This is a genomic window from Micromonospora cremea (assembly GCF_900143515.1).
In the GTDB taxonomy this organism is placed as follows: domain Bacteria; phylum Actinomycetota; class Actinomycetes; order Mycobacteriales; family Micromonosporaceae; genus Micromonospora; species Micromonospora cremea.
The window spans coordinates 398,160-424,216 of the sequence record NZ_FSQT01000001.1 but is presented as its reverse complement, the minus strand read 5'-3'; the positions used below and the strand labels follow the sequence as shown (position 1 = coordinate 424,216).

24 protein-coding genes are annotated in these 26,057 nt (G+C 68.6%); 10 read left to right on the top strand and 14 right to left on the bottom strand.

Going from position 1 to position 26,057, the window contains the following annotated elements:
• Positions 1 to 53 precede the first annotated feature (53 nt).
• Positions 54 to 887: an NAD(P)H-binding protein gene (locus BUS84_RS01880; RefSeq protein WP_074308222.1), complete on the top strand. Its 834-nt coding sequence runs from the start codon at positions 54 to 56 to the stop codon at positions 885 to 887.
• Positions 884 to 1,552, top strand: coding sequence for an NAD(P)-dependent oxidoreductase (locus BUS84_RS01875; protein WP_074308220.1), 669 nt, complete (start codon positions 884 to 886; stop codon positions 1,550 to 1,552). The genes BUS84_RS01880 and BUS84_RS01875 overlap by 4 nt, the downstream gene beginning before the upstream one ends.
• A 349-nt stretch (positions 1,553 to 1,901) precedes the next feature.
• Here the strand turns inward: BUS84_RS01875 and BUS84_RS01870 are convergent, their stop codons facing one another.
• Positions 1,902 to 2,681: a transposase family protein gene (locus BUS84_RS01870; protein WP_084757045.1), complete on the bottom strand. Its 780-nt coding sequence runs from the start codon at positions 2,679 to 2,681 to the stop codon at positions 1,902 to 1,904.
• 558 nt (positions 2,682 to 3,239) lie between these two features.
• Here BUS84_RS01870 and BUS84_RS01865 point away from each other — a divergent pair.
• Both BUS84_RS01865 and BUS84_RS01860 read left to right on the top strand, forming a co-directional pair.
• Positions 3,240 to 4,154 carry a GNAT family N-acetyltransferase gene (locus BUS84_RS01865; RefSeq protein WP_074308218.1) on the top strand — a complete coding sequence of 305 codons (915 nt, stop codon included), beginning with the start codon at positions 3,240 to 3,242 and terminating at the stop codon, positions 4,152 to 4,154.
• A 291-nt stretch (positions 4,155 to 4,445) separates the two neighbouring features.
• A complete protein-coding gene (locus tag BUS84_RS01860; RefSeq protein WP_244298324.1) occupies positions 4,446 to 5,255 on the top strand; it encodes an MBL fold metallo-hydrolase in 810 nt (269 codons plus the stop codon).
• 231 nt (positions 5,256 to 5,486) lie between these two features.
• Here BUS84_RS01860 and lpdA read toward each other — a convergent pair whose 3' ends face one another.
• From lpdA to BUS84_RS01845, 3 genes are all read right to left on the bottom strand, one after another.
• On the bottom strand, positions 5,487 to 6,890 hold the full coding sequence (gene lpdA, locus BUS84_RS01855; protein ID WP_074308214.1) for a dihydrolipoyl dehydrogenase: 1,404 nt from the start codon (positions 6,888 to 6,890) through the stop codon (positions 5,487 to 5,489).
• A 118-nt stretch (positions 6,891 to 7,008) separates the two neighbouring features.
• Positions 7,009 to 7,923, bottom strand: coding sequence for a tyrosine-type recombinase/integrase (locus tag BUS84_RS01850; RefSeq protein ID WP_074308212.1), 915 nt, complete (start codon positions 7,921 to 7,923; stop codon positions 7,009 to 7,011).
• 85 nt (positions 7,924 to 8,008) lie between these two features.
• On the bottom strand, positions 8,009 to 8,617 hold the full coding sequence (locus BUS84_RS01845) for a TetR/AcrR family transcriptional regulator (protein ID WP_074308210.1): 609 nt from the start codon (positions 8,615 to 8,617) through the stop codon (positions 8,009 to 8,011).
• 55 nt (positions 8,618 to 8,672) lie between these two features.
• On the opposite strand from BUS84_RS01845, the gene BUS84_RS01840 reads away from it, so the two are divergent.
• The gene (locus BUS84_RS01840; protein ID WP_244298323.1) at positions 8,673 to 9,257 is read left to right on the top strand and encodes a GNAT family N-acetyltransferase; all 585 of its coding nucleotides are present in this window, start codon (positions 8,673 to 8,675) and stop codon (positions 9,255 to 9,257) included.
• Positions 9,258 to 9,336: 79 nt separating this feature from the next.
• The gene (locus tag BUS84_RS01835; protein ID WP_143728152.1) at positions 9,337 to 10,614 is read left to right on the top strand and encodes an IS701 family transposase; all 1,278 of its coding nucleotides are present in this window, start codon (positions 9,337 to 9,339) and stop codon (positions 10,612 to 10,614) included.
• Positions 10,615 to 11,232: 618 nt separating this feature from the next.
• Here BUS84_RS01835 and BUS84_RS01830 read toward each other — a convergent pair.
• From BUS84_RS01830 to BUS84_RS01820, 3 genes are all read right to left on the bottom strand, one after another.
• A complete protein-coding gene (locus BUS84_RS01830) occupies positions 11,233 to 12,132 on the bottom strand; it encodes an aminoglycoside phosphotransferase family protein (RefSeq protein WP_074311908.1) in 900 nt (299 codons plus the stop codon).
• Between the two features lie 60 nt (positions 12,133 to 12,192).
• Positions 12,193 to 12,705, bottom strand: coding sequence for an MFS transporter (locus BUS84_RS39340; protein WP_244298526.1), 513 nt, complete (start codon positions 12,703 to 12,705; stop codon positions 12,193 to 12,195).
• 332 nt (positions 12,706 to 13,037) lie between these two features.
• The gene (locus BUS84_RS01820; protein ID WP_425293418.1) at positions 13,038 to 13,835 is read right to left on the bottom strand and encodes an SDR family NAD(P)-dependent oxidoreductase; all 798 of its coding nucleotides are present in this window, start codon (positions 13,833 to 13,835) and stop codon (positions 13,038 to 13,040) included.
• A 56-nt stretch (positions 13,836 to 13,891) separates the two neighbouring features.
• On the opposite strand from BUS84_RS01820, the gene BUS84_RS01815 reads away from it, so the two are divergent.
• Positions 13,892 to 14,881 carry an ArsR/SmtB family transcription factor gene (locus BUS84_RS01815; RefSeq protein ID WP_074308206.1) on the top strand — a complete coding sequence of 330 codons (990 nt, stop codon included), beginning with the start codon at positions 13,892 to 13,894 and terminating at the stop codon, positions 14,879 to 14,881.
• A 751-nt stretch (positions 14,882 to 15,632) separates the two neighbouring features.
• Here BUS84_RS01815 and BUS84_RS01810 read toward each other — a convergent pair.
• The 3 genes from BUS84_RS01810 to BUS84_RS01800 all read right to left on the bottom strand — a co-directional run bounded on the left by BUS84_RS01810 (position 15,633) and on the right by BUS84_RS01800 (position 18,301).
• On the bottom strand, positions 15,633 to 16,166 hold the full coding sequence (locus BUS84_RS01810) for a pyridoxamine 5'-phosphate oxidase family protein (RefSeq protein WP_074308204.1): 534 nt from the start codon (positions 16,164 to 16,166) through the stop codon (positions 15,633 to 15,635).
• Between the two features lie 55 nt (positions 16,167 to 16,221).
• A complete protein-coding gene (locus tag BUS84_RS01805; RefSeq protein ID WP_084757043.1) occupies positions 16,222 to 17,319 on the bottom strand; it encodes a serine hydrolase domain-containing protein in 1,098 nt (365 codons plus the stop codon).
• Between the two features lie 202 nt (positions 17,320 to 17,521).
• Positions 17,522 to 18,301, bottom strand: coding sequence for a transposase family protein (locus BUS84_RS01800; protein ID WP_084757041.1), 780 nt, complete (start codon positions 18,299 to 18,301; stop codon positions 17,522 to 17,524).
• A gap of 105 nt (positions 18,302 to 18,406) precedes the next feature.
• Between BUS84_RS01800 and BUS84_RS01795 the strand changes: the two genes are divergently transcribed.
• A complete protein-coding gene (locus tag BUS84_RS01795) occupies positions 18,407 to 18,910 on the top strand; it encodes a winged helix-turn-helix transcriptional regulator (RefSeq protein ID WP_074308200.1) in 504 nt (167 codons plus the stop codon).
• Between the two features lie 200 nt (positions 18,911 to 19,110).
• Here the strand turns inward: BUS84_RS01795 and BUS84_RS01790 are convergent, their stop codons facing one another.
• Positions 19,111 to 19,986, bottom strand: coding sequence for a DUF1963 domain-containing protein (locus BUS84_RS01790; protein WP_074308198.1), 876 nt, complete (start codon positions 19,984 to 19,986; stop codon positions 19,111 to 19,113).
• 476 nt (positions 19,987 to 20,462) lie between these two features.
• Between BUS84_RS01790 and BUS84_RS38050 the strand changes: the two genes are divergently transcribed.
• Together BUS84_RS38050 and BUS84_RS01785 are read left to right on the top strand one after the other, a co-directional pair.
• Positions 20,463 to 20,747 (top strand): hypothetical protein, encoded by a 285-nt coding sequence (locus BUS84_RS38050; protein WP_159450953.1) that lies wholly within the window; start codon positions 20,463 to 20,465, stop codon positions 20,745 to 20,747.
• 168 nt (positions 20,748 to 20,915) lie between these two features.
• A complete protein-coding gene (locus BUS84_RS01785) occupies positions 20,916 to 21,896 on the top strand; it encodes a helix-turn-helix transcriptional regulator (RefSeq protein WP_208869492.1) in 981 nt (326 codons plus the stop codon).
• A 177-nt stretch (positions 21,897 to 22,073) separates the two neighbouring features.
• Here BUS84_RS01785 and BUS84_RS01780 read toward each other — a convergent pair whose 3' ends face one another.
• The 3 genes from BUS84_RS01780 to BUS84_RS01775 form a co-directional block, all read right to left on the bottom strand.
• Positions 22,074 to 22,541: a GNAT family N-acetyltransferase gene (locus tag BUS84_RS01780; RefSeq protein ID WP_244298322.1), complete on the bottom strand. Its 468-nt coding sequence runs from the start codon at positions 22,539 to 22,541 to the stop codon at positions 22,074 to 22,076.
• 234 nt (positions 22,542 to 22,775) lie between these two features.
• Positions 22,776 to 23,108 (bottom strand): proprotein convertase P-domain-containing protein, encoded by a 333-nt coding sequence (locus BUS84_RS41050; RefSeq protein ID WP_208869491.1) that lies wholly within the window; start codon positions 23,106 to 23,108, stop codon positions 22,776 to 22,778.
• Positions 23,023 to 25,980, bottom strand: a complete 2,958-nt coding sequence (locus BUS84_RS01775; RefSeq protein ID WP_074308196.1) for a M4 family metallopeptidase — start codon at positions 25,978 to 25,980, stop codon at positions 23,023 to 23,025. Before BUS84_RS01775 ends, BUS84_RS41050 begins: the two co-directional genes overlap by 86 nt.
• Positions 25,981 to 26,057: the final 77 nt, after the last annotated feature.

Below are 26,057 nucleotides of genomic sequence, written 5' to 3'. Positions count from 1 at the left end.
CAAACTCAGTTAGTATGACGACCGTATAATACGACATTGAAGGGATTCGGCTTATGATCTTGGTTACCGGCGCTACCGGCGTCGTCGGCCGGGAAGCCATCCGGCTGCTGCTCGACGGAGGAACGAAGGTAGCCGCCGTCACCCGCAATCCGAACGCCGACCTCCCCGCGGGCGCGCAGCTCGTCCATCCCGACGAGGTTTCCGCCCTGCACGGCGTGGAGGGCATCCTGCTCAGCCCGCGCGCCGTCGGAGCCGCCGCCGCCGGCCTGCTGGCCCATCGCGGCAAGACAGGTACGAGGAGAGTCGTGGTCCTGTCCGCCGTGACCGTGCAGTACCCGGCCGGGCACGCACGCTTCCGGCAGCAGTTTCAGGCCGTTGAGAACATCGCTAGGGACTGCGGCTTGGACTGGACGATTCTGCGCTGCACCGACTTCGCTGCCAACACGCTCGTCTGGGCCAGGCAGATCCAAGCGACGGGGACCGTGCGGGGTGCGTACCCGAGCGCCAGGACCTCGACCGTCGACGAGCGGGACATCGCCGCGGTGGCCACCCTCGCCCTGACCTACCCAGAACACGCGGGTCAGACGTATCTGCTCACCGGCGAGCAGTCGCTGACCCAGTCGGAGAAGGTCGCCGCAATCGGTGGAGCGCTTGGCCGAACGCTGTCGTTCGTCGAGGCCGGACCGGACGAAATACACCGCGGCATGCTCGCCGCCGGCCTACCCGACGAGGTACCCGACCGGCTGCTCGGCTCGCTGGCCGACTACGCGCGTGAAGCCGGCCCCACTACCGACACCGTGCGGCGACTGCTGGGCCGCCCGGCGCGGGCCTACGCCACGTGGGCAATGGATCACAGCGCCGCCTTCGCCGGAGAGGGACACCGATGAAGCTCACGATCGTGGCCGCCACCGGCGGCATCGGCAGGCACCTGGTAGAGCAGGCAGTGGCCGGTGGGCATGAGGTGACCGCCGTGGCCCGCCACCCGCGTGACCTGCCGGCCGGCGTCCGGGCGGTCGCCGTCGACTTCGCCCAGCCCGACATGCCGGCGCTCGCCTCAACCGTGCGCGGAGCCGACGCCGTGCTATCCGCGCTCGGCCCGCGGGACCCACGCGCGGACGTGGGTATCACCTCGCGCGGCACCCGCGCGATCGTCGCGGCCATGCAGGCCGAGCACGTCCGGCGGATCATCATCGTCAGCGCCGCACCGGTCGGGCCGGTACCGGTGCCCGGCCAGCCGACACCATCCAAGCACGATCCCGGAGACGGCTTCTTCATGCGGCACCTGGGCAGCCGGTTCGCTCGGACGCTGTTCGGCCGGCACTACGCCGACCTCGCCGTGACCGAGCAGATCCTACGGGACAGCGGTCTGGAGTGGACGGTTTCGCGCCCGCCGAAGCTCACCGACAAGCCGCTGACCCGCACGTACCGGACCGCATTGAACCGCAACATCCGGGGCGGGTTCTCCGTGCCTCGCGCCGACGTCGCACACCACATGCTCGCCATGGTGAACCAGCCGGAGACGACCAAGCAGATCGTCGGAATCGCGAGCTAAGAGTTCAAGCTACGGATGGAGTTGGACCACCGGAGGGTTCCCCACAGCGGGAACCCTCCGAGCCGGCGCAAGCGCCTGCTCGCCGATTGGTTCGATAGCGAAGAGACGACGAGCGGCTTCATCCCGCCAAGATCGAGCGCACTCATCTCGGCATGTGCGTGCGTTCAGGCATGCTGGCCCCACCCTGGTCGGCGTGGAAGGCCCGCAGGGTACTGACCGGCTCTACGACAACGCCCTGCTGCCCCCGCGGGCCTCTCTCGCACGTCCCGCCACCACGGCGCTTTCAGCACGGTGTGCCTAAGGGACGTCTCGTAACTGGTGAAGGCGTTGCCCGGCACGGGCCCGGCGGTCAGCCGGCCAGGATGATGTTGTGGAGGTTGGCGATGCCGGAAGCGGCGTCGGCCAATGTGTGGGCGGCGCGGCGGTAGTCGCGAAGGATCTTGAAGCACTTCATCCTGGCCAAGGCATGTTCGACCCCTGCTCGAACGGTCCGGTGTTCGACGTTCAGGGCTTGCTTCCAGTGCGGCAGGTCGCTGCCGTCGGCGGGCTTGCGGTACGGGATGATCACCTCAGGGTTGCCGCGGTAGCCGCCATCGGCCATCACCGGCCGCCCGTCCAGCTTCTCCTCGATCCCTGAGCTGCGGTAGACGATCGTGTCGTTGCGGTTGCCGGGCTGCGGATCGCCGACGGCGACGACCAGGCGGGTGGAGGCGTCAATGGCGACCTGCAGGTTCGTCGAGTACCGGTAGTTTTTGCTCCGGGCGGCCAGGCGGTGATCGCGGGTAGGGATCAGGGTGCCGTCGACGATGGCGATCTGCTCGAGCGGCCGTCGGCGCACCGGCGCCAGAGCGAGCAGCGGGCCGAGGGCGTCGATGACCCGGTGCGCCGCGGAGTGCGACACCCCGAACAGCGGGCCGATCTGGCGCATCGTCATGTTCGTGCGCCAGTACACGGCCACCAGCAACACCCGATCCGGCAGGTCGAGGGCCCACTGCCGGCCCGGCCGGCCGTCAGCAATCGTGTCTCCGCCGCGTTCGGCGACCAGCCGGACCAGCCGGCGGAACTGGGCGGGCTGCAGACCAGTGAACGGGAAAATCCGCTCAGGGCGCGCTGCGGAGATCACCTGCACCCGGGCATCCTCGATGATCGTCCTCAGCCGACAGACACCGGGGTTACGAGACGTCCCTTAGTGGAATGTTGAGTGGGAGAAAGTCCAACGAGCAGCCCTCCGGAGAGATTTCAAACCGCAGGTCACAGACGCTGCCCACTGAACTCTCTGGTAAGAGCCGACACACAGCCGCAAGAGGTCACGAGCACGACCAGGCTCCACCAGTGAGCGGATGTTCCGTTCATCGCACGCTGACCTGATCCTCGCCGTCCGCATTGGCAACGACCTGGCCGCCGCCCTCGCCGGCACCCACCCGCCTCGACCTGCCTGCTGCCGAAGGCGACGGTCCGCGGCGGCGAACCTGCTCGAAACCGAGCATCATCGCTGGACCCATGGCGCCGGACGGAACTGGCTTTCTCTGGTGTCGAAGCGATACCCGACGGCGTGATAGGTTCGCCACCGCGCCCGTAGCGACGAAGGAGGTGAGCGCGATGGTGTTCCGTTCGTCCGTGCTCCCATCCCGTCCGGGTGACCGCTGATTCACGGGAGCACACCACTTCTCCCGTAGAGGATGTTCCCGTGACCGACCTGGTCATCCGCCCGCTGCGCGCGGGCGAGCACACGCTGTTCCAGTCCATGCCCGAGTCGCCCACCGTCGGCATGGCCCTGCTCGGCCGCGACTTCGCCGAGACCATGGCCGCCCGCCAGTACCGTCCCGAGTGGACCTGGGTAGCCCTCGACGGCGACACGGTCATCGCGCGGGCCGCCTGGTGGGGCGGGCCCGACGACAGCGCCCCGGTGGCGCTGGACTGGTTCGATCCCGGCACCGACCCGATGGTGGGTGCGGAGTTGCTCCGCGCCGCCAGTTTCACCGTCGACTACCACCTCATGCTGCCGCCCGACTGGCGCGACGTCCCCGAGACGCACCGCGCGGCCCAGTCGCGCATCACCGCCGCCGGCGCCGCGGGATTCATCCCGGTCCTGGAGCGGCTGCGGTACCGGTGGACGCTGGCCGACGGCCTGCCAGAGCGCCCGGCGCGGCTGACGTACCACCCCGTCTCCGACGACGCGGTACTCCACGACGTGCTGCGCCGCATCCTGACCGGCAGCCTGGACTTCCACCAGCATCAGGCGATCGAGCGGGACGGCGTCGAGGCGGCCCTCGCCGACGACCTGGAGTTCCTGACCTGGCTGCCGAGTCCACGCGACTGGTGGCGCCTGGCTCGCGACACGGCCGGCAACCTCACCGGCATCGTGATACCCGCACGCAACCACGCCTCGCCGATCATCGCCTACGTCGGCGTGCTGCCGGAGGCGCGGGGGCACGGCTACGCGTACGACCTGCTCGCCGAGGGCACCCACATCCTGGTCGAGCAGGGCGCAGAGGCTATCACTGCCGACACCGACCTGACGAACACACCGATGGCCGCCACGTTCGCCCGAGCCGGGTATCCGGTGGCGCAGCGGCGACTCATTCTGAGCCAGCCGGCGTAATCCGGTACGGCATGAGGCTCATGGCCAGCCAGCCGTGGGCCTCATGCCGTTGGCCATGGACGCCTCATCGGCCGGTGATCGACGCGCTACGCCGAAACCTCCGCGTCGATGGCAGCGCCGGGCTCTCCTGGAAGAGGCTCGATCACGATCCAGTCGTCGCCCTTCCCGCCGGGGCGGGCGATGGCCCAGCGAACCCATACGCGACGCACGGCCGCCTCGTGACTCCACCAACGCACGCACTCAACTCGGCAGATCCGGTCGTCTCGGACGCGCGGTCAGCGGTAGTTGAGGATGTTCGGGCAGCGGCATGCCCAGTCAACTGGAACAGTTGGCGAACCGGCCGGTAGGGTCTTTCGGGTGCGGCTAAGGGTTCTCGGCGGGTGCGGTGCATGGCCAGAGGCGCGCCAGGCATGCAGCGGCTACCTCGTGGAGCACGACGGGTTCCGGCTGCTCGTCGATCTCGGCTACGCGACCGTGCCGCGGCTGCTGGAACACATCACCGCGGACCAGGTCGACGCGGTGTACATCAGCCACGGACATCCCGATCACTGCGCCGACCTGAACCCGCTGCTACGGGCGCGAGCGTTGCGTGATGATCCGCCGGCGCCGCTACCGGTGTACGCGCTGCCTGGCGCGCTGGATGCGGTGTTAGCGCTGGACCGCCCCGGGATGCTGGCTGCCGCCTACGTTCTGCATGAGATCACCGTCGGCAGCCGCCTCGACATCGGCCCGTTCCGGGCCCAGACCCGTTTGCTGCCGCACTGGGTGCCAAATGCCGGCGTACGGCTGGCTGCGGGCGACGGGGTTCTCGCGTACACCGGTGACACCGGCCCGAGCCCCGACGTGGTGGAACTGGCGCGCGACGCCGACCTGCTGCTGGCCGAGGCCACCTACGTGGATGAGGTGCCGGAGGACTCGCGGCGCTACCTGTCGAGTGCGCGCCAGGTAGGTCGGCAGGCCGCCGATGCCGGCGTCAGACACCTACTACTGACCCACCTGTGGCCAGGCACGGATCCGGCGGCTGCGCGAGCCGCGGCCGGTGACAGGTACGACGGTGAGATCGGCGTCGCCAATGCTGACCTAGTCCGGGACCTGCCCTAGACCTCGGCGTTCCCTCGGCCTCAGAAGCGTCCACGCCGGACGAACTTTCGCTCCGTCACAGTTCGCAAACGTACGCTCATCGGCACGATCGGACGCCGGCTTGGATCCGCTTGCCGTGACGCTCGGTAGCGCGCGGTCGGCGGCAGAAGCGCGCACCTGACCTTGCCGTCGACCCAGGGCCAGCCGCATGGCCGTGCGCCCTCCCAGCCGGTCGCGCCGCCGCTCGCGGCGTCACATGTTGATCATGTGTCCGGCGAGCCCGTGCAGGGCGTCCTTGACCGCCTCGCCCAGGGTCGGGTGGGCGTGCACGTTGCGGGCAAGCTCGTGCACGGTCAGGTCCCACTGCTGCGCCAGGGTCAGCTCGGGCAGCAGTTCGGTGACGTCCGGACCGATCATGTGCCCGCCGAGCAGTTCGCCGTACCTGGCGTCACTGATCAGCTTGACGAAGCCGACAGTGTCGCCCAGGCCGTGCGCCTTGCCGTTGGCGCTGAAGGGGAACTTCGCCATCCGCACGTCGTGGCCTCGCTCGCGGGCCTGCGCCTCGGTGAGGCCGAAGCTGGCCACCTGCGGCTGGCAGTACGTCGCCCGCGGGATCATGGTGTAGTCCAGCTCCATCGTCTCGGCGCCGGCGATCGTTTCGGCGGCAACGATGCCCATCGTCTCGGCGGCGTGCGCGAGCATCAGCTTCGCAGTCACGTCGCCGATCGCGAACAGGTGCGGCACGCTGGTCCGGCAGCGGGCGTCGACGTCGACGGCGCCCCGTTCGGTGAGTCGGACCCCGGTCTTCTCCAGGCCGTAGTCATCGACGCGGGGCGCGAAGCCGATCGCCTGTAGCACCCTGTCGGTCTCGAGCACGCGCTGCTCGCCGCCCTTGGACGACACGGTCACCCAGACCCGGTCGTCGGTCTCGTCGATCGACTCCACCCGGGTCGACGTGAGTACCTCGATGCCGAGCCGCTTGTAGCGGCGGGCAAGTTCGGCCGAGATTTCCTCGTCCTCCAGCGGCAGCATCCGGTCGAGGAACTCCACGATCGTCACGCGCACGCCGTAGTTGTGCAGGACGTACGCGAACTCGACGCCGATCGCGCCCGCCCCGGCGATGACGATGCTTTCCGGCAGCTCCGGGGAGAGAATCTGCTGCTCGTACGTGACGACCCGGTCGCTGAGCGCGGTGCCGGGCAGCAGCCGGGTGGTCGCCCCGGTGGCGATGATGCAGTGGTCGAACGTGACGGTGTCGGTGCCGCCGTCGTTGCGGGCCACGGCCAGGGTGCGCGGGTCGGTGAAGCTGGCCCGTCCCTCGTACTCGGCGATCGCGTTCTTCCTCATGAGGTACCGGACGCCCTTGGCGCGCCCGTCGGCAATCTTACGGCTGCGGTCGAACGCGGCACGGTAGTCGAGGCTGACCTGCCCGTCGACCCGGATGCCGTACGTCCTCGCCTCGTGGGTGACCAGGTAGGCCAGTTCGGCGTTGCGAAGCAGCGCCTTGGACGGGATGCAGCCGACGTTGAGGCACACGCCGCCCCAGTACCGCTCCTCGATGATGGCCGTCGACAATCCCAGTTGAGCCGCGCGGATCGCGGCGACATAGCCTCCCGGACCCGCCCCGAGCACCACCACGTCAAAGTGTGCAGACATACCCCGATCCAACGCGCCGCCCGCACCCGCTGTCGATGGCGGCGGTCGGGGTGTGGCGACCGTCTCCATCGAAGGCCGCCCGGTGCACTGTCATCGGCAGATCCGCTCGTTGTGGTCGCTACGTTCCGGAGGCCATGTAGGCGGCGAGGATGTAGTTGGGGTGCCGGTCGAGGTTCTTGCGGGCGCGGTCGTAGCGCATGGTCGTACGGGGATCGGCGTGACGGGCGGCGATCTGCACGTCGCGCAGGCTCACACCGGCGTCGAGCATGGTGGTGACGAAGGTGTGTCGCAGCATGTGCGGGTGCATCCTCGGCATCCGGATCCCGGCGGCGGCAGCCAGGTGCTTGAGCCGGCGGGTCGCCGCATGCCGGTCCATCCGCGCCCCGATGGCGTTGCGCAGAATCGGACCGTCGATGCGGCCGTCCACTGCACGGTCCACGGCCCTGGCCACCGCGGGCGGGAGCGGGACGAGGACGACTTTGCCGCCCTTGCCGCGGACGCGAAGGACGCGGTGGCCGTGTTCCTCGCCGAGGTCGCCGATGTTGGCGCCGCAGGCTTCGAAGATCCGCAACCCGAGCAGGCCGAGCATGGCGATCAGCGCGAAGTCGTTCGGGTTGGCCGACTGCCGTGCGGTGGTGATCAGGGCTTCGAACTGCAGGTGGCCCAGCCCGAGGGTGGGTGATTCGGGTGACACTGTTGGTCTGCGGACGTAGTCGGCTGGTGAATGCGGCAGGATGCCGTCGATGACACAGACGCGGTAGAAGCCGACCACCACCGACAGGCGGCGGGAGACGGTCGAGGGCTGGAAGCGGCGTACGTCCTGGAGCCAGCGCACGTACCGCTCGATGTCCCTGCGAGCAACCGACAGCGGGTCCACCTGGTTGGTGCACCAGGTCAGGTAGACGCGCAGGTCAGACTCGGCGTGCAGCCGCGAGTCACCGCGGTACCGACCGAGGTAGGCAGAAACCGCGGCACGGAGAACAACACGATCAGGAGAGACGACACCGGGACCGGAGGCGGGGGAGGTAGTCATACCTCACGGTGCGTCACCAGTCACAGTCAGCGCCAACGCCCTCCGCGCGGCAGATCCGCGCACGTGATCATGACGGCGCAGGTGGTTAGGGCCGGGGTACTGCGGCACGTCGGTGATGGAACAGGGCGAGTTGGTGGTAGACCGCAGCCGTGACGCGGTCGTGGTCTTCGGTGGCCAGCAGGTCGAGCAGGGCGCCTCTGAGTATGGCGAGGGCAAGGGTGCGGCGGGCGGCGCCCTTCTCGCTGTCCCTCTCGCGCGGGGGCTGGCATGCAGCGAGGACGGCGAGCCAGTCGCTCACCGTGGTGGCGGCGAAGCCACCCCACACTCCGTCGGGTTCGATCAGGGAGCGGGTGTACGCCTCGGCCCACAGCCTCAGCAACTGCCGATGCTCATCGGTGGCGAGCCACGCCCAGAGGCGCTCGATGGCGGCGGCTAGGCCGATGGCCGTAGTGTTGCTCGGCTCTTGGATGTGGTCGAGCATCGCAAGTTCGTCGATGCGGGCGCGTTCCAGCAACTCTCGCAACAGGCCGTCCTTGTTCCCGAACAGGAACATGAGCACCCGGGGGCTGGAGCCGATCGCCGCAGCCAGCGGGCGTAGTGACAGGTCGGCCAGGCCGTGCGCGAGCGAGTACCGATAGGCGGCTTCCAGCAGTTCGATCTTCCGCGCGGACGCGAATGTCGTCTCCTCGAACACGGGCGTAGCCTACCCTCCACTGAAACAGTCGTGTCAGTGCCCTTGGGAGGGGTTCATGATGGCGCAGCAGAACCAGCCGCCGGCGAACGTGACCGTGCGCCGAGCCGACCACCCCGGCGACCTGGGCTGGGTGGTGATGGCCCATGGTGAGATCTACGACCGGCAGTTCGGATGGAACATCGACTTCGAGGCGCTGGTAGCCAGAATCGTCGCCGACTTCGCCATCGACCACGACCCGGCTCGCGAAGCGGCCTGGATCGCCGAAGTCGACGGCGAACGGGCCGGCTGCGTCTTTCTGGTCTCGGGCGACGAACCAGAAACGGCCAAGCTGCGTATCCTGCTGGTCACTCCGACTTCCCGCGGCCTCGGCATCGGCACCCGCCTGGTCGACGAATGCCTCACCTTCGCCCGCAACGCCCACTACCGACGGGTCGTCCTCTGGACCAACGACGTGCTCGTGTCCGCACGCAGGATCTACCAGGCCTTCGGGTTCACCCTCACCGGCGAGGAACCACACCGCAGCTTCGGCCACGACCTCGTCGGCCAGACCTGGACCCTCGAACTGGAACATCTAATACGGCAGCCGCCGTTTGAGATGCCGCTGGTAGAGCGGGGTGGACGCAAGGCGGCCACCGCGTGATCGTCTGTATGTTGTGGACATAACTTCAGATCTGGCGGTGGCCGCGGGTCACAGCGTAAACCCTGCCGGGTGGCGACGAGTGCTGGCTGGGGTGCTCGCCTCCTTCGCGGGCAGGTTCGGACGGGTCGAGCCGCGTCGCACGGCGGTGGCGTTCGTGACCGGGCTGCTGGCCGATATCGAGGTCAAGACGTGTTGGCAGTTGGCGGAGCAGGCTGGGCATGCTCGGCCGGATGCGATGCAAAGGTTGTTGTATCGGGCGGTGTGGGACGCTGACGCCGTCCGTGACGACCTGCGTCAGGTGATCGTCGAACGGTTCGGTGACCCGGACGGGGTCCTGGTCGTCGACGAGACCGGGGATCTGAAGAAGGGCGTTCACTCGGTCGGGGTGCAACGCCAGTACACCGGCACCGCCGGCAGGATCGAGAACGCGCAGGTCGGGGTGTTCCTCGGCTACGCCAGCGAGCACGGGCACACCCTGATCGACCGCAGGGTCTATCTGCCGGTGTCGTGGACCGAGGACCGGGACCGCTGCCAGGATGCCGGTGTCCCGGACGAGGTCGAGTTCGCCACGAAACCCGAGCTGGCAGCCGACATGGTCACCGCGGCGGTCGACGCCGACGTGCCCGCACGGTGGGTCGCTGCGGACGAGGCCTACGGCAACAGCAGCGCTTTCCGAGCTCACCTGCGCCAACACCGACTCGGTTATGTCCTGGCCGTGTCCCGCAGCCACCTGGTGCCCCTCGACGGCGGCAAGGTCAAGGTCCGGGCCGACCATGTCGCCGCCGACCTACCAGCCTCGGCCTGGCAGCGCCGCAGCGCGGGCGCCGGATCCAAGGGCCCGCGCTTCTACGACTGGGCCTGGCTCGACGAGGTCACCACCGACGCCGACCCTGACGACAGCGGCCGACACAGCCTCCTGATCAGGCGCAACACCTCCACCGGGGAACTGGCCTTCTACCGCTGCTGGACACCGCAATCGGCCACCCTCGCCCAACTCGTCCGGGTCGCCGGGATCCGCTGGACCGTAGAGGTAGCCTTCCAAGCCGCCAAGAGTCAGGTCGGCCTCGATCAGCACCAGGTCCGCCGCTGGGACTCCTGGCACCGCTTCACCACTCTCGCCCTGGCCGCCCTCGCCATCCTGGCGATCTGCGCCGCCGACGCCGCCGACGAACCCCCGAAGAGCGACTTGATCAAGCTGACCGTCAACGAAGTCCGTCGTTTGATCAACGCCTTCATCATCCGACCGATCCACGAACTCGCCCACCGTCTGCGCTGGTCACAGTGGCGGCGCCGCCATCAAGCCCGAGCCCGACAAGCCCACTACGAACGACGCCTCAACGCCGACCTTCAGCCATGATCCCGAACGGCGGCTGCCGTACTAAGCTCGATCGTCAGGTAAGAGCCGACATCCGCTCATCGGCTACTTGTTTCATTGACCTGCGACCGTAGCCCGGCCAGGCTTCGGTCGAGGCGCCCGGGCTGTCGCTCACTTTTCGGCTGCCCACGCTGGTCGTGTGGCTCTCATCTGGCCTGCGCGACTCGGGCGTCGCCCCAAGGCGGGGAGAGGCTAAAAAGGGGTTTTCTCGGCTCGAAGTAGCGTTGCCCTCCCGGCTCGAACCGAAGGCCGCGCCTACTTCGACGCGAAGAAGGCCGCCGGGAAGACCTCCATGGAAGCCATGCGCGCGCTGAAACGGCGGCTGTCCAACGTCGTCTACGCCCGCATCGTCACGACCAGAAACGCCGACAGGCGGCGGATCCGGGAGGGCACTCGGGGACGATTCTGCAATCCAGCGTGACCGACCTGACCCCGGACATCGGGCCTTCGGACAAGCCACTTCCCGGACCCGCCACCAACCACCCTAACCCCCTGAAGTCAGCGGCGCCTTGACATAAAGGGGTGCCATGAGCGGATACCGGCGCGACGGGCCGCCGCGTCGGTATCCGCTGGCTGCGACGATGCGTGCCGCGTGCCGGCTCAGGCTGATGGCGGGTCGGCGATGATGCGCGCGAGAGTGCGTCGGCCCATCCGACTCATGGCTGGGTTGGTCTGGTGGTAGTACCAAACCACCCCCATTGCCTGCTGGAAGGCCCACGCTTTGCCGCGTTCCCATTCGAGATCGTCGCAGCCGAGTTGCTGCCGAAATGCCTGGCGTGGCTCGCGTTCGAGCAGGTGCCAGGCACTTACGAGGTCAAGGGCAGGGTCGGCAGCCCCCAGTCCGCCCACGTCGAGAACCCCGGCCAGCCGCCCGTCGGAGACGAGGACGTTTCCCGGAATGAGATCACCATGGTTCATCCTGTCCGGGGCCTCGCCCCGCGGCAGTTCCCTCATGACCTCCCAGATCCGGCGGAGCAGCGGGACGTCCAGCAGCGTCTCGCTGTGCCCGAAGCAGGTTTCCATCCACCCGTCGTGCGCTGGTAGCTCGCCACCGCGACCCTGGCCTGTAAACGGGCGTCCCCGTGTGTCGATGGCTCGCACGCCACTGACGAACTCGGCCAGATCGTGCGCGAACGCGACCGAGTCGCCTGGGTCCTTATCGGTGGCTACCACACCGGGTACCCACGTCTGTACCGACCATGGAAGCGGGTAGCCGGCGCCGGGTTCACCGATGGCGACCGGCTCGGGGGTGGGAAATCGCGTACGACCCATCAGTTCTCGGGCCGCTTCCGCTTCGCGTTCCAGCCAGCCCTGCGCCGCGTCGACCTCACGAGGCTGAAGGGGGAACCGGGCCGTGAACCGTTCCCCGATACGGAAGATGGCATTGACCGTTCCCTGCGAAGCGACGCGCCTGAGAGGCAGGCTCCGCCACTCGGGGAACTGCGCGTCCACCAGCTCACGCACCGCGTTGAGTGAGACTGTGAGCTGGCCATCGTGCATCGGCACATCCGGCGATAGGGGTGCGCGGTGGGTAGAGGCTGGCACGACAATCATCCTTAGTCAGGTGTTCTGGGCGGCGACTGTGGCTCGAGGGTGGCCGGTGGCAGGGCTTGACGCCAGGTGGCGGGCAAGAGCGATCGCGGCGAGGAGCGCCAGGACCGCGCATACGCCCAGCCACCCGAAGTGGGCGTAGGCGCGGGCTCCGAGCCAGGAGCCGAGGCTGCCGCCGAGGTAGGCGCAGGTCATGTAGGCGGTGTTGAGTCTGCTCCGGGCTTCGGGCCGCAGGGCGTAGATGCGTACCTGGTTGGCGACCATGCCGCACTGCATTCCGACGTCGAGCAGCAACGTGCCGAGCGCCAGCGCCGCGAGGCCCCCCGCCCCGCCGAGACTGGCGAACGCGAGGACGGCGGCCGAGGCGATGATCCCAAGCAGGCAGACCAGGTTCACCGCGTCGCTGCCCCGACGGTCCACCTGCCGTCCGGCGACCGGGGTGCACAGCATTGTCGCCGCGTTGACCAGTGCGAGCGTTCCGACCGCCGGTGCGCCCAAGTCGTATGTGGGTCCGGTGAGCAGCAGCGCGACGGCGGTCCAGACCGCGGAGAAACCGGCGAAGACCGTCGCCTGGTAGAAGCAGGAGCGGCACCGAGCAGGGTGACGATCAGCGGGCGGTGCGGGAGCCGGTCGCCGAGCGGCACCAACAGGAAGATCCCGGCGGCATAGCCGAACTGCACCGCGGTCACCACCGGGGCGGCCGAGTCAGCGCTGACGTGCAGGCTGGCGGCGACCAGCGGGCTGATCGTCTGGGGGAAGTAGATGTTTCCGACGGCGACTCCGCAGGTGAGGGCGAGGAGCATCAGCAGCCTGCGACTCATTTGCGAACCGCCTGTCCGAAAGCGTCGATCACGTCAGTCCACCGGCCCGCCGGCGACGTAGATGACCTGGCCGGAGACGAACCCGGCTTCGGTGCTGACCAGGTACGACGCGGTGTGCGCGATGTCCTCGGGCTGGCCGACCCGGCGCACCGGGATGGTTTGCGCCACGATCCGCTGGTGCTCCTCGAAGCTGCGGCCCCGCCGCTGGGCCCCGACCCTGGTCATGTCGCTGACCACGAAGCCCGGGCCGATGGCGTTCGCCGTCACGCCGTGCTGCCCGAGCCGCAGCGCGAGCGATTTGGTGAAGCCGATCAGACCGGCCTTTGCGGCGGCGTAGTCAACGCGGCCGGAATCGCCGAGCGCGGAGATGCTCGACATGTTGACGATCCGTCCCCAGCCGGCCGCCATCATGTAGGGGGTCACGGCCCGGGTGAGGAAGAACGCCCCGCGCAGGCTGACCCCGACGACCGCGTCCCACTGCTGGGTGCTCGTCTCCTCGACGCCGGCGTTGGGGCCGCCGATGCCGGCGTTGTTGATCAGCACCGTCGGTGGTCCCAACTCGGCGGCGATCCGAGCGACAGCGGCGGTCACGGCCGACTCGTCGTTGACGTCGGCGGCGAACGCCGCCGCTGTTCCGCCGTCGCGGGTGATGGCATCCACGGTGCCGGCGCAGTCTTCCTCGACCAGGTCGACCACGGCGACCGCGAGGCCATCACGCGCCAAACGCCTGGCCACTCCAGCGCCGATGCCGCGTGCCGCGCCCGTGACGATCGCTGTGCGCCGAATGGCCTGGTCTGTCATGTTGATCTGTGTCATGTTGATCTGTGTCATGCCGGAGAGTCCACGGCACCCTGGCGCGATCGCCAAGCGATGTAGCATGCAGCTTAATGATCAGCTTCAGGCTCGGCGTCGAAGACCTCGCGGACACCCGCTTCGCGATCTCGCCGATCCACGAGGCCGTGCTCAGCCTGCGAGTGTTACGTGAGCCTGGCCTGTACGCGCTGCATGTGCCCTGGCGCAGGTCGGTTCTCGGCAGACTCGACGCGCCCGGCGCCGACCTGCTGATGTCCCTGGTCGGGCCAGACCGCTGCGTTCCGGACTTCCTCACGCCCCGGCCGGCGAGCTTCGCCGCGACCTTCGAGGACGAACTGGCCGCCGTACGCCGAACACCTCCGGACGTCGTACGCCGCGACGTGCTGGCCGTGTACCCACGTGGCGGGCTACCGGCCGTCTTTCAGGAAATCACCGCGAACGAGGATGAGCCGGTGCTCGCACTCCGCGACGCCATCTGCGACCGCCTGCACCACTATTGGCAAGCAGCGATCAAGCCGACCTGGCCGCAGATGCGACTCGTCCTGGAAGCGGACACGACCTACCGCGCCCGACAACTGGCCGTAGGTGGCGCACGCCTGCTCTTCGCCGACATGCATCCGAATCTGCGCTGGCAGGACGGCGTCCTGCACATCGACAAGCTGATCGGCAGGCACCACGTCGCGGCAGCCGGCCGAGGACTGCTGCTGGTGCCATCCATCTTCTCCCACAGGCCCGCCCCGCCAGTCAGCCCGGACGACCCCCCACTGCTGGCATACCCCTGCCGTGGAGTAGCAACGCTCTGGGCGCCGACACCGGCCGCCGACGCGACCGCCGTCACATCGCTCCTCGGCGCGCCCAGAGCGCGGCTGCTCCACCTCCTTGCCGAACCGCTACCGACCGTGGAGATCGCCCGCCGGCTCACAGTCACACCCAGCGCCGTGTCACAGCACCTAAAGGTCCTCCACGCGACAGGCCTGATCACTCGCGCCCGCGACGGACGGCACGTGCTGTACCGGCGCAGCCCTCTTGGCGATCAGCTAGCCGGCCAGTCGGTCAACCAATGACCAGGCACCGACCTGTCGGACTGCAGATCAACTCTCGGCACTGTCCACGCATCGACAGAGCCGAGTCGCTCATCCGATAAAGATCAGCTTCCCGACAGCCGGCGCAAGATCATTAGCGAATGTCCGGGTATGCCGGGGCCCCTCCAAGTGGATCTGCCTCAGATGCACTGCAAATGATCTCGATCAAACGAGGCGGACGCTGATCGACGCCGGAATCATTGCGATCGACGAAGTCGAACGCCACCCAATTCGCTGAACACGACGTACTCACATCGGCAGTTCAGGATGCTGCCGGTCCCAGGGGCCAGTCACCGAGTGTGACCGCTCTCGGTCGAGCGGCCCGCGCGGACAGCGGCAGATGTGCGCGCCTGATCACGGCTTGCGTGGGCGTGATCCCGCCTGGCCGCCGTCGGCCGACGGCGTACCGTTGCGGGCTGCCCGGGCAGCCATCCGGTCGCGATGCCACGCTCGGTGGCTTGGCGGATCGCCGCACGAATGGATCCGCCATCGCCATCCCGACCGAGGAACGGGTGTCAATCCCGTGCTCACGCAGGCCACGAATGTGGATCAGGAAGTCTTGGGCGCAGCCGGCGCACCATCACGGCCGGGTCCTTCTCTATCGCGTCGTGCCCTGCTACGGGTCGCTGATTCGCCCGGCTTCGTGCTCAAGGTGCTGGGAAAGCCGTTGCTCGGTCGTCGATCGCGGAGGCCGAGCTGCCCACGGCGGCGTGAGCAGCCAGGCGATGTGCCCTCAGCTCCACCGGTAGCGAGTCTGGGACGACTCGCTACCCGTGACGAAGGCGAACCCCTTGTCCGGCTGGACCCGGTAGAGCTGAACATTGCCGGTCCGAACGGCGTCGCCCAGTTGATACCAGGTTCCGTCCTCGCGGGTGAGCTGCCAGCCATAGGCCTGCTCGAACGCGGTCGCCACGGCTTCCCTGGTGGCCTGGTCGGTGACCAGGCTCGCAGTGCCTTCGATGATGTAGTCCATGCCGGTCAGGGTGCCGGTTCCGGCGGTTAGCGCGCAGTGCGGGTTGGCGCTGAGATTCTTGGCTTTCTGCTCGTTGTCGCCGGTGGTGAACCACATCGCGCCGTGCGACCAGATCGCCAGCAACGGTGTCAAGTGTGGGCGGCCGTCTCGGCGCACCGTGCACAGCTGGAATTTCTGGATCCGGCGCAGTGCCCACTCCGTCGCCTCCCACGGCGTCGGGGTGGCGCCTGGCGAGGAGAACGGACCGAGGCTGGTCTGCGGCGCGGTCGAGTCGTCGGCCGGATGAGCGGACATGATTTCTCCTTGTGATCGTCGGCGAATTCCGCCCCGGCGCATCCGCAGGGAAGGTTCAGCGGGTCCCGGCAAAATGGACGGCCAGGATCGTGGTGACCGACAGCGCGGTGTCGAAGTTCGGAACGAGCCGGGTTTTCGTCAGCGCGAAGGCGACTCCCCGCGCGGGGTCCGCGTAGGCGTAGCTTCCGCCCCCGCCCGGCCATCCGAACGCCACGGAGTTCTCCTCGGCAGGGGCACCGATCCTGCCGATCGGGAAGCCCAACGCCATCCGCGCCGGAGTGCCGAAAACCTGGTCCACGCCCTCGAACGCGAGCGCGGACAGTTCCGCCAGGCGCGCAGAATCCACGAGCTTGCCCTGCAGCACGGCGTTGTACATCGCGGCAAGGCCGTGCGCGGTGGCGATGCCCACCGACGGTATGTCGGCGCGCAGGATCTCGCCGTTGTTGCCGAAATCGGCACTCGGCTGGTTTTCCCACGGCGCGAGGATCGCGTCACCGTCGTCCGGGCCGGCAGGCCATTGCCGCGCCTGCTGCTCCAGGCGCGCCAACCCTGGCAGGGAATCCTTCGGAGCGGCGAAGTAGAGCTGCCCCTCGATACCGAGCGGCGCAGTGATCCACTCACGCAGCAGCTCGCACATGGGCCGCCCGGTCGCGCGGCGGGCCAGCTCGCCGACGAGGTAGCCGAAGGTGTAGGAGTGATAGCCCATGGCGGTGCCCGGCCGCCAGCGCGGTTCGGCGGCGGCCAGCGACTCACATACCCTGGACCAGTCGGGAAGCTCGCCCGGGGTGATCTCGCGCGGCATGGCCGGCAGACCGACCGTGTGGGTCAGCACGTGCCGCAGTGTCGCCGTGGCCTTGCCGTGCACACCGAACTCGGGCCACAGGTCCGTGACCGGGCTGTCGTAGTCGAGGAAACCCCGCGCGACGAGTAGGTGCGCGAGCGTGGCCGCCACGTTCTTGCCAGTGGAGAAACTGAAGATCGGCGTGTCGGAGGTAACTGGTCGGCCGCTGGCCGGGTCGGCCGTGCCGGCCACCGCGTCGACGATCAGCGCGCCATCCCGATAGACAGCGACCTGCACACCGGTCTCCGCGCCGGTACCGACCAGCGTATCGATATGACGCTGAATCTGTTCCTGTATCTCACCCATCGCCATCCTCGTCACTCTCCCCCGACCGCGGAGGATTCGCACCTCCCCCGGAGCGCCGCCGCCCGCCCGCACCCTCCCGCCCAGCAAGCCACATCGGCCGCCGTGGTGTCTCCGGAGGCCTCTCCTAGTGATTGTGGATTGCAATCAGTGCCGATGCTAAGGGACGTCTCGTAACTGGTGAAGGCGTTGCCCGGCACGGGCCCGGCGGTCAGCCGGCCAGGATGATGTTGTGGAGGTTGGCGATGCCGGAAGCGGCGTCGGCCAATGTGTGGGCGGCGCGGCGGTAGTCGCGCAGGATCTTGAAGCACTTCATCCTGGCCAAGGCATGTTCGACCCCTGCTCGAACGGTCCGGTGTTCGACGTTCAGGGCTTGCTTCCAGTGCGGCAGGTCGCTGCCGTCGGCGGGCTTGCGGTACGGGATGATCACCTCAGGGTTGCCGCGGTAGCCGCCATCGGCCATCACCGGCCGCCCGTCCAGCTTCTCCTCGATCCCTGAGCTGCGGTAGACGATCGTGTCGTTGCGGTTGCCGGGCTGCGGATCGCCGACGGCGACGACCAGGCGGGTGGAGGCGTCAATGGCGACCTGCAGGTTCGTCGAGTACCGGTAGTTTTTGCTCCGGGCGGCCAGGCGGTGATCGCGGGTAGGGATCAGGGTGCCGTCGACGATGGCGATCTGCTCGAGCGGCCGTCGGCGCACCGGCGCCAGAGCGAGCAGCGGGCCGAGGGCGTCGATGACCCGGTGCGCCGCGGAGTGCGACACCCCGAACAGCGGGCCGATCTGGCGCATCGTCATGTTCGTGCGCCAGTACACGGCCACCAGCAACACCCGATCCGGCAGGTCGAGGGCCCACTGCCGGCCCGGCCGGCCGTCAGCAATCGTGTCTCCGCCGCGTTCGGCGACCAGCCGGACCAGCCGGCGGAACTGGGCGGGCTGCAGACCAGTGAACGGGAAAATCCACTCAGGGCGCGCTGCGGAGATCACCTGCACCCGGGCATCCTCGATGATCGTCCTCAGCCGACAGACACCGGGGTTACGAGACGTCCCTTAGGCGGCGTGGTGGTAGATTGCAACCACTAGCCGGGAGGGTGGCAGATGCACAGGGCGCCGCGTTCGGGATGTCCGATCAATGCCGCCGTCGAGGTGCTCGGCGATTCGTGGGCGATGCTGGTGCTGCGCGATGTCATGTTCGGCAATCGCCGGTACTTCCGGGAGCTGCTCCTGGGCTCCGAGGAGGGGATCGCGAGCAACATCCTGAGCAGCCGGCTCAAACAGCTCACCGCCGCGGGTCTGCTGACCCGCGAGGACGCCCACCGAGGGCAGCGGGCGATGTACTCCCTGACTGAGGCGGGGATTCAGGTCCTGCCCATCATGGTCGCCCTGGGCAACTGGGGCCTCGCATACCGGGACGGTTCCCAGCGTTTGCGTGTCCGCGCCGAACTTCTGCGCGACGGCGGCCCCAAGCTCGTGGCCGAGATGATGGACGAGCTCCGCGAGCTCCACCTCGGCATCCCGCGACCAGACCCCATCGCGCCGCCCCCGAGCCAACGGCTCCAAGCGGCCTACGACAACGCCATGTGCGTCAACGTTGCTATGTAGCCCTCGCCGCGCGAAGGCAAGCACGAGCGACTGGCGTTGCCGGCCCTCCACGGGCCGGCTGATGCCAGCGGTCCCAACGAGACACCGACTGCGAGCAACCAACATCAGGTGCGCTGTATTCGGCAATAGCGGATGCCCAGCATATGACGTCGGCATCGCCGGCAACGCAGATCGTGGCCGTATCCGGCGCCGCCGGTGTTCTATGGGATCAACTCAGCCACGGAAAGCGCCTCGTCCAGCCGACCAGCGGCCAGGTCGTCGTGACGGATCACGAAACTACCGTCACTCCGGTAATAGAACTCGTTATCTACGGGAAAGCGAGCGAGCGACACCCACTCACTCGTCAGCCGGTGCGTCTCCTCCTCCACATGGGAATACCATTTCGCGACCGGGATGACGATCTCGCCGGTCTTCTCGCGCCACGCGAGGGTCTGCTCCGCAAAACTCTTGACTACCTCCTCGTCGGCATACCCGCCGATATAGGCGCTGGCGTACCCGTTGTCAGGCGGCCAGAGATCGTTGGCCAGAGCACAGAGTTCATCCAGGTGCGGCAGGTCACGCTCGATGTCACGGGCCAACTGCTGCTGAAAGGGCGACAGGTCGTCCTCGTCCTCATCGTCCGCCCCGAACCAATCGGGGAACTCCGCGCGCAGCGTGGCGCCGACGTCGTACTGCTCGCCGACGAACGCGTCGTCGGTGGATCCTGTCGCCACCTCGGTATCGGTACCGGCCGGCACATACACGACTCGCCCGTACCTCCGCTCCCCGGTAGCAGCGGCCTGCTCGTGGTCCAGGAAAAACAGCAGCGAGCCGTCTGCCGGCAGGCCGAAGCCGTCGACTCTTGGCAGCGCCGCACAGTCAACCGAGAAGATGAACGGCAACGGACTGACCCCGTCGGACGGCCAGTCCATGCCCACCGGCAGCCGGGGCAACCCACCGAACTGCCCGACCGGAACACCGCCGGATCCCCCGCTCAACCGGATCGACAAACGGAGGTGCTGGATGAACCGGCTGACCTCGTCGTCCGGGATGCCCAACGCGAGCGCTGCACGACGAAACTGCCCCTCATGATCCATAGCGCAACATGGTGCCACGAAGACACAACGATCTCGTCGAGGCGTGGCAGCATGGCTGGGCTCGGTTCAAGGACGGGGCAGCGGATGCAGGCTTAAGCGAAATTGCCCGACCCGCTTGACATCAGGGTTGCCTGATTCGTCGAAGGATCGCGCTTGAGCGGCTGGGGCCTTCATCGCCGCGCCTCGCGCCAGTTGGATCGGCCGACCGGCGGACGTCCGGCATGCCGAGAGAGACGGGCGCCTGGCTGGCGATTCGCATGGCTGCGAGCTTCTGGGCTGCGGCGGCCATGGTGGTCTCGATCGCTGCGACCTCGCCCCTCCAGCCATGCTCCTTGGCCTCCTGAGGTCGATCGGCGAGGTTGGGCGTGGATTTCCTCCAGTCGCGGGATCTGGGCTGAGTCGACTCGAAGGAGTGGGCATCTGTCGTCGGGATTCGGCCAGTAGCCAGGCGCCGAGTTGGCACGCCGAGACCAGGCATGCTGATCATGGCCCTTGCATCGGGATGGGCGGGTGAACACCTCGTCGATCACCATGACGGCCACGCGTCCATTTCGATCTCCAGGGTCACCGCTCCGAGGGTTCCATCGGCGTCGGCATTGGTCATGATCCTCAACGAGGCGCCGATCTCGCTCTCCCGGCTCGACGGCCATCGGTTGGTACGGGCGTCCTCGGTTGCCAGACGGCTGGTACAACTTGCACGGCTGCACAGCAGCCTGGGCCACCGCAGTCCCACCGACCACGAGGCCGCCCTGGCGGTCTGACCACCACAACGAGGGTGGCCGGTCGAAGCGGTACGAGCGCAGACCACAGGAGTGTCAGAACGTATGGACGGAACTGCAGGCAGCCCGTGGGCGGTAACCGGTCTGGATCCACTGGCCGGGCGGGTGTTGGAGCACCTGGTGGCGGTGCCCTCGGCGGAGGTCGGCGAGGTGGCCGCGGCGGTCGGGGTGTCCCGGGCGCAGGCGGAACAGGCACTGCGGCAGCTTGCGGACTCCGCACTGGTGCTGCAGATCGACGGCACGGCACCGCGATGGACGGCCGGCCCCCCGCGGTCATCGCTCAGCGCCCTGCTGGCGCGGCGGCGGGCCGAACTGGCCCACGTCGAGGGTCTCGTGGAGCGGCTTCACGAGGTGTACGAGGCGGTGTCCGGGCCGCGCGCTGCGCACCTGGTGGAGGTGCTGGACCGCGAGGATGAGGTGCCGGCGCGCTACGGGCAACTGCTGAAGGGGACTTCGGTCGAGGTACTGCATCTGGCAAAGCCACCGTACGTGACGGCCACGCAGGCGTCCGTCGGCGAGTCGGGAGTGGCGCCCGGGGTGCGGATGCGGTCGGTGTACGAGACGGAGGGCTTTACCGACGCAGTGTCCCTCAAGACGGCGCTGCGCGGTACGGGTCAGGGCGGTGAACTGCGGCTGGCGTCCCGGCTGCCGGTGAAGTTGGTGTGTTCGACCAAGCGGCGGCTCTGCTGCCGGTGCGCGGGGACCGCCCTGCGGCGGGTTCATTGGTGGTGCACGCGCCCGCTGGTGTTGGCGCTGGTGGCGCTGTTCGAGAGCGTGTGGGAACGCGCCGACCCGGTGTCGCTGGCGAGCCGACACGATGGGCCGGCCCCGAAGGGCAGTCTGACGACCGTGGGGCCGGACCGGCGAACACGGGAGATCCTGCACATGATGGCAACCGGGATGAAGGACGAGGCGATCGCCCGCGTGCTCAAGGTGAGCCGCCGCACCGTGCAGAAACATGTCAGCGATGCGGGTTCCCTGCTCGGCGCCCGGACCCGGTTCCAGATCGCGCTGCTGGCGGCGGAGCGGGGGTGGCTGAAGGAGTCGGTGGGAACAGGATTTGGCCCAGGGCCAGTCGCTCCGGCACCCGCAGCCGCCCCTCCTTCATTGAGCCACTTTCATCCTGCGTAGCGGTTGGCTTCCCCAGGACGAGGAGGGTTGCGCGATCTCAGTTGCGCGGCGCGGGCAACTGCGTAGCTTGGCATCGCACTGCCGCCGCCGCACGGCACCGACCCGCGGGACGCGCTGCGCCGGGCCGGCGACACGATGTACCGGACCGATTGGGTGGGCCGGCACGGGCGGCTGGCTCTACGCCTCAGAGGCCCAGCTGAGCCACTCGGGATCGTGACCCCAGCCGTTGCGCTCGTAAAAGGGCACCGCCCGGGTGCTGGAGTGCACCGTCACGTGCTCCAACTTGAGGCGACGGGCCTCGTCCAGCACGGCCGACATGAGCAGCGCGCCGACCCGGCGGTCGCGAAGCTCGGGGACGACGAAAACGGACTGCACGTCGCCGCCGCGCCGGGCGTACTTGTTCGCTGTGGGCACACGGTCGAGTACTGCCAGCCAGGCCATCCCGATCACCTCTCCGTCGGCCTCGGCCACGAACGCCCGGTGCTCTGGGTGGCCACGCATCCAATCACCGAGCGTCGCGACGAACTCGTCCAGGTTGTCGCCCTGGTAGCCGCGCTCCTGGATTGCCCGCCGCCAGCGCAGCCCCGCCAGGGCGGGCGCATCCGCGTCGGAGGCCCGGCGCACCGTCACCTCGGTATCGATCACGCGACGAGCGTAAAGCCACTGTCTTCCTGCGTAGCGGTTCGCTTCGACGTGGTGGCTCGTCACGGTGCGCTCGGATGAGGTCGGCGAGGTGGTTCAAAGGTTCGTTGAACTCCGCCCGCGCCAAGGCGCACGGCCACCGCATGATCTCCAAGGGTCACAACCCCTCGTGACCAAGCGGTGGCCGTTACGCCCTCTACCGGGGCGGACGCCGGTGACGACCGTTGGGCCGAAGCCTCAGAAGGTCAGGCTCCAGCGCTGGAGATGGCCCGCATCCAGGTCGTAGAAGCCCGGCGTGCCGTCGGTGACGCGCAGCTTCCAGGTGCCGACCGTCGGGACCGCCCAGGCGTCGACCGTGTAGGTCTCGTGCAGTCGGGGGTCAGCACCCAGGGTCCCCAGGGCTTGACGTTGATGACGGTCGCGCCGGGACCTCCTCAGAGGAGCTCCCGGCGCCCGTCGTGCGTCGCACTTCCCTAGCTGGGACTCACTGGCAGGACTTGGCTCCCTTCGCGTACGCCAGGCCGAAACCGCCCGCCGACGAGTCCATGAAGATGACCTCGCGCCCGGCACCCGCGGTCGCGAACATCTGCGCGCCCGGGCTGCACGACGCCGGACCGACGTACGTTCCGTTGAACGTGTACTGCTTGAGCTTCGGGTTGAGCGAGTTGTCCGGGTAGCCGCCCGTCCCGAGCCAGAGGTCCGCGGGGGCCTCCTCGGTGACCGTCAGGGTCGTGTCGGACAGCGTGAGGACGTCGGCACGGATCGCCTGCGGCGAGTTCTCCTCGAAGAGCAGGCGGCTCGTGCCGGCGGCGAAGTCGAAGAGCCGCACGGAGTCGTTGAACGTCCCCTGGCTCCACTCGCCGTCAACGTACGAGCCGTAGTCGCGGTTGATCACCCAGGCGACGCCGGTGCCGGACACCTGCGGGTAGCTCATCGTCTCGGCGCCAGGGTCACCGCCGGCGAAGGTCGTCTTCCCGGCCCCGATGTCGTACACCTCGACGCCCAGCGACCACCGGTTGCCGTTGGCGTCGGGCTGCGCGTAGTCCTCGTACCGGACGTAGGAGATCTTCCCGTTCTTGACGCTCGGGGCCGTCGCGTTCCCGAGCCAATCGGGGTGCGCGAGGGTGTGGACGGTCCGCGAGCTGCCCTGCAGGTAGCGCACGACGTCGCGGTACCCCTGGGTCGGCTCGTACTGGCTCCACGCGACGACCGTGCCGTCGAAGCCCAGGCCGTCGATCCCGTACGGGGAGCTGTAGAGCTCCTCGACGGTGCCGCCGCCGATGGGCGCCGACAGGATGCGGTTGATCTCCCACGTCGGCGAGTCGGGGTTTTCCTCGACCGACAGCCACACGACCCGCTTGCCATCGGTGTGCGGGAAGCTGTGCCTGTTCCCGTCGTTCGGGGAGATCCGGTACGGCGCAACCTTCCCGTCGGTTCGGCCCACCCAGATCGACGGCGGCTGGGTGTGGTTCGCGTCCGACCGCGGCACGGTGAACCAGCCGCCGGCCATGCTCGCCGTCATGTCGACGTACAGCCCGGTGTTGAGCCGGTCGACCAGGAGGTCGGTGTTCTTGCCGTACAGGTTCGCCTTCCACGTCGCGGTGATCCCGCGCGAGTCGAACGCCGCCTGCACCACCTTGAGGTCCTTGTTGCTCAGCCCGGCGGACTTGGCGGAGGCGAGCACCGCGTCACGGGCGTCGACGAAGTCGGACATGGGCGTGAGGTAGTCGGTGAGCGCCCGGTAGACGATCTTGTCGGCCACCGGGCCGCCGAACGCCTGGCGCAGGTCCCACAGCGCCCCGGATACGATCGTCGAGTTGAGGTGCACGCCGCCGTCGTCCATCTGCGGCGTGTCCATGAGGTGCTGGAAGTCCGCCGTGGTGGCGCCGTCGTCGAGGTTGCGCAGGGCGCACCTGGTGGGCGCCAGGGTGCGGCAGAGGTCGCCGCCGATCAGGCTCGCCTCGGGGTCGGACATCGACGTGCCCGCCGCGTCGAGGTCGATGGCGTTGCCGAAGTAGTCGGCGATCGCCTCGTTGAGCGCGCCCGGCTGGCCGGCGTAAACGAGGCTGGCGGAGTTCTCCACCACACCGTGCGTCATCTCGTGGCCCACGACGTCCGGGTCGGCGGCCAGCGGCAGGTACTCGTCGTCGCCGCTGCCGTACACCATGCGGGTGCCGTCCCAGTACGCGTTGACGAACGGGTAGCCGCCGTAGGTGATGCCGACGATCGAGTTGATTGGCATGCCGTCGTCGTCCAGGCTGTTGCGCCCGAGCTTCGTCTGGAACCACTCGAACACCTTCGCGGCGTCCCAGGCCGCGTCCACGGCGCCGGCGTCGGTCAGGTCCGCGCCGAGCGTGCTGGACGGCGACGCGAACGGGCCCACGCCCTCGGGCAGCTGGCCGTCGAGCAGTTCGTAGTAGTCCCGGCCCCGAGCGTCCCAGGTGGTGATCGGCACCGTCCGGCCGTCCGCGATGGTGTGGGTCTGGTCGATCATGAGGTAGGAGCTGGCGTCGTCGGTCCGGACGAGCGGGACCGGCACCGTGGCGCCGTGCAGGCTCGTGCCCTCGCCGACGACCGGCGTCGTGCCGTTGCCCGCCGGGGTCGACTCCGTCGCGGCATGCGGCGCGACGGCGGTCCCGTCGGCGGCCAGGGCGGCGGCCTGCTGCGCGGTGGCGAACGCCTTGATCCGGCTGACGCTGAGCAGCGTCATCCCGTTCTTCGCGCCCACGTACACGTCGCGGAGCACGGGCTGGCCCGTGGCGACGTCCTTGCCCTTGACGAGCACGCGCCGCGCGAGCAGGCCGGTGCCGGTCGGCATGACCACGAGCCCCTGGTCGGTGCCCCTGAGGTCGGCGTGGGCCGCGTCGGGCGTCGTGCCGGGCCGCGGGGCGCCGGCCACGACGGCCGCGCCGGGGTGCAGGCTCTTGCGCACGTCCTCGACCGCTCGGGAGATCGCAACGTTCGCGGGCATCGTGGTGCCCGTCGTGTCGACGTCGAGGTCCGTGAAGTAGTTGCCCGACGTGCCGGTGACCGTGCGCTTGCCGGCCTTCTTCTCCATACGCACCACGTACTGGGCGCCGAACACGGGCAGGCCCTTGTACTTCTGGTTCAGCCGGACCGTCTCCCGCGCGCCCTGCGTGTCGACGCTCGCTGTGGTGAGCGTGCCGGCCGGGTCGGCGATCTTGTAGCGGTCCTTGTGGCCCGCGAGGTGAGCCTTGGCGGCCTTGTTCGGTGCGATCGTGGCGTCGACCGGGTCGGCCAGGTCTTCCACGAGCGCGGGGGTGTCCGTAGCGGGCGCCACGGTGACCGGAAGGAACGCCTCCGCGGCCGTCGTCATGCCCGTCGGAGACGGGGTCGCCGCGTTCGCGGCCTGGGCGGTGGTTCCGAGGAGGGCGGCCGCCGCCAGGATGGCGAGGGCGGGTGGTGCCTTGGGTCTGCGCATCTGTTGCTCCTGCAAGGTGGTCCAGCGCCCGGCCGACTCCTTGCGGCACGGGTTGCGCTCACCCTCACCGCGGTGTC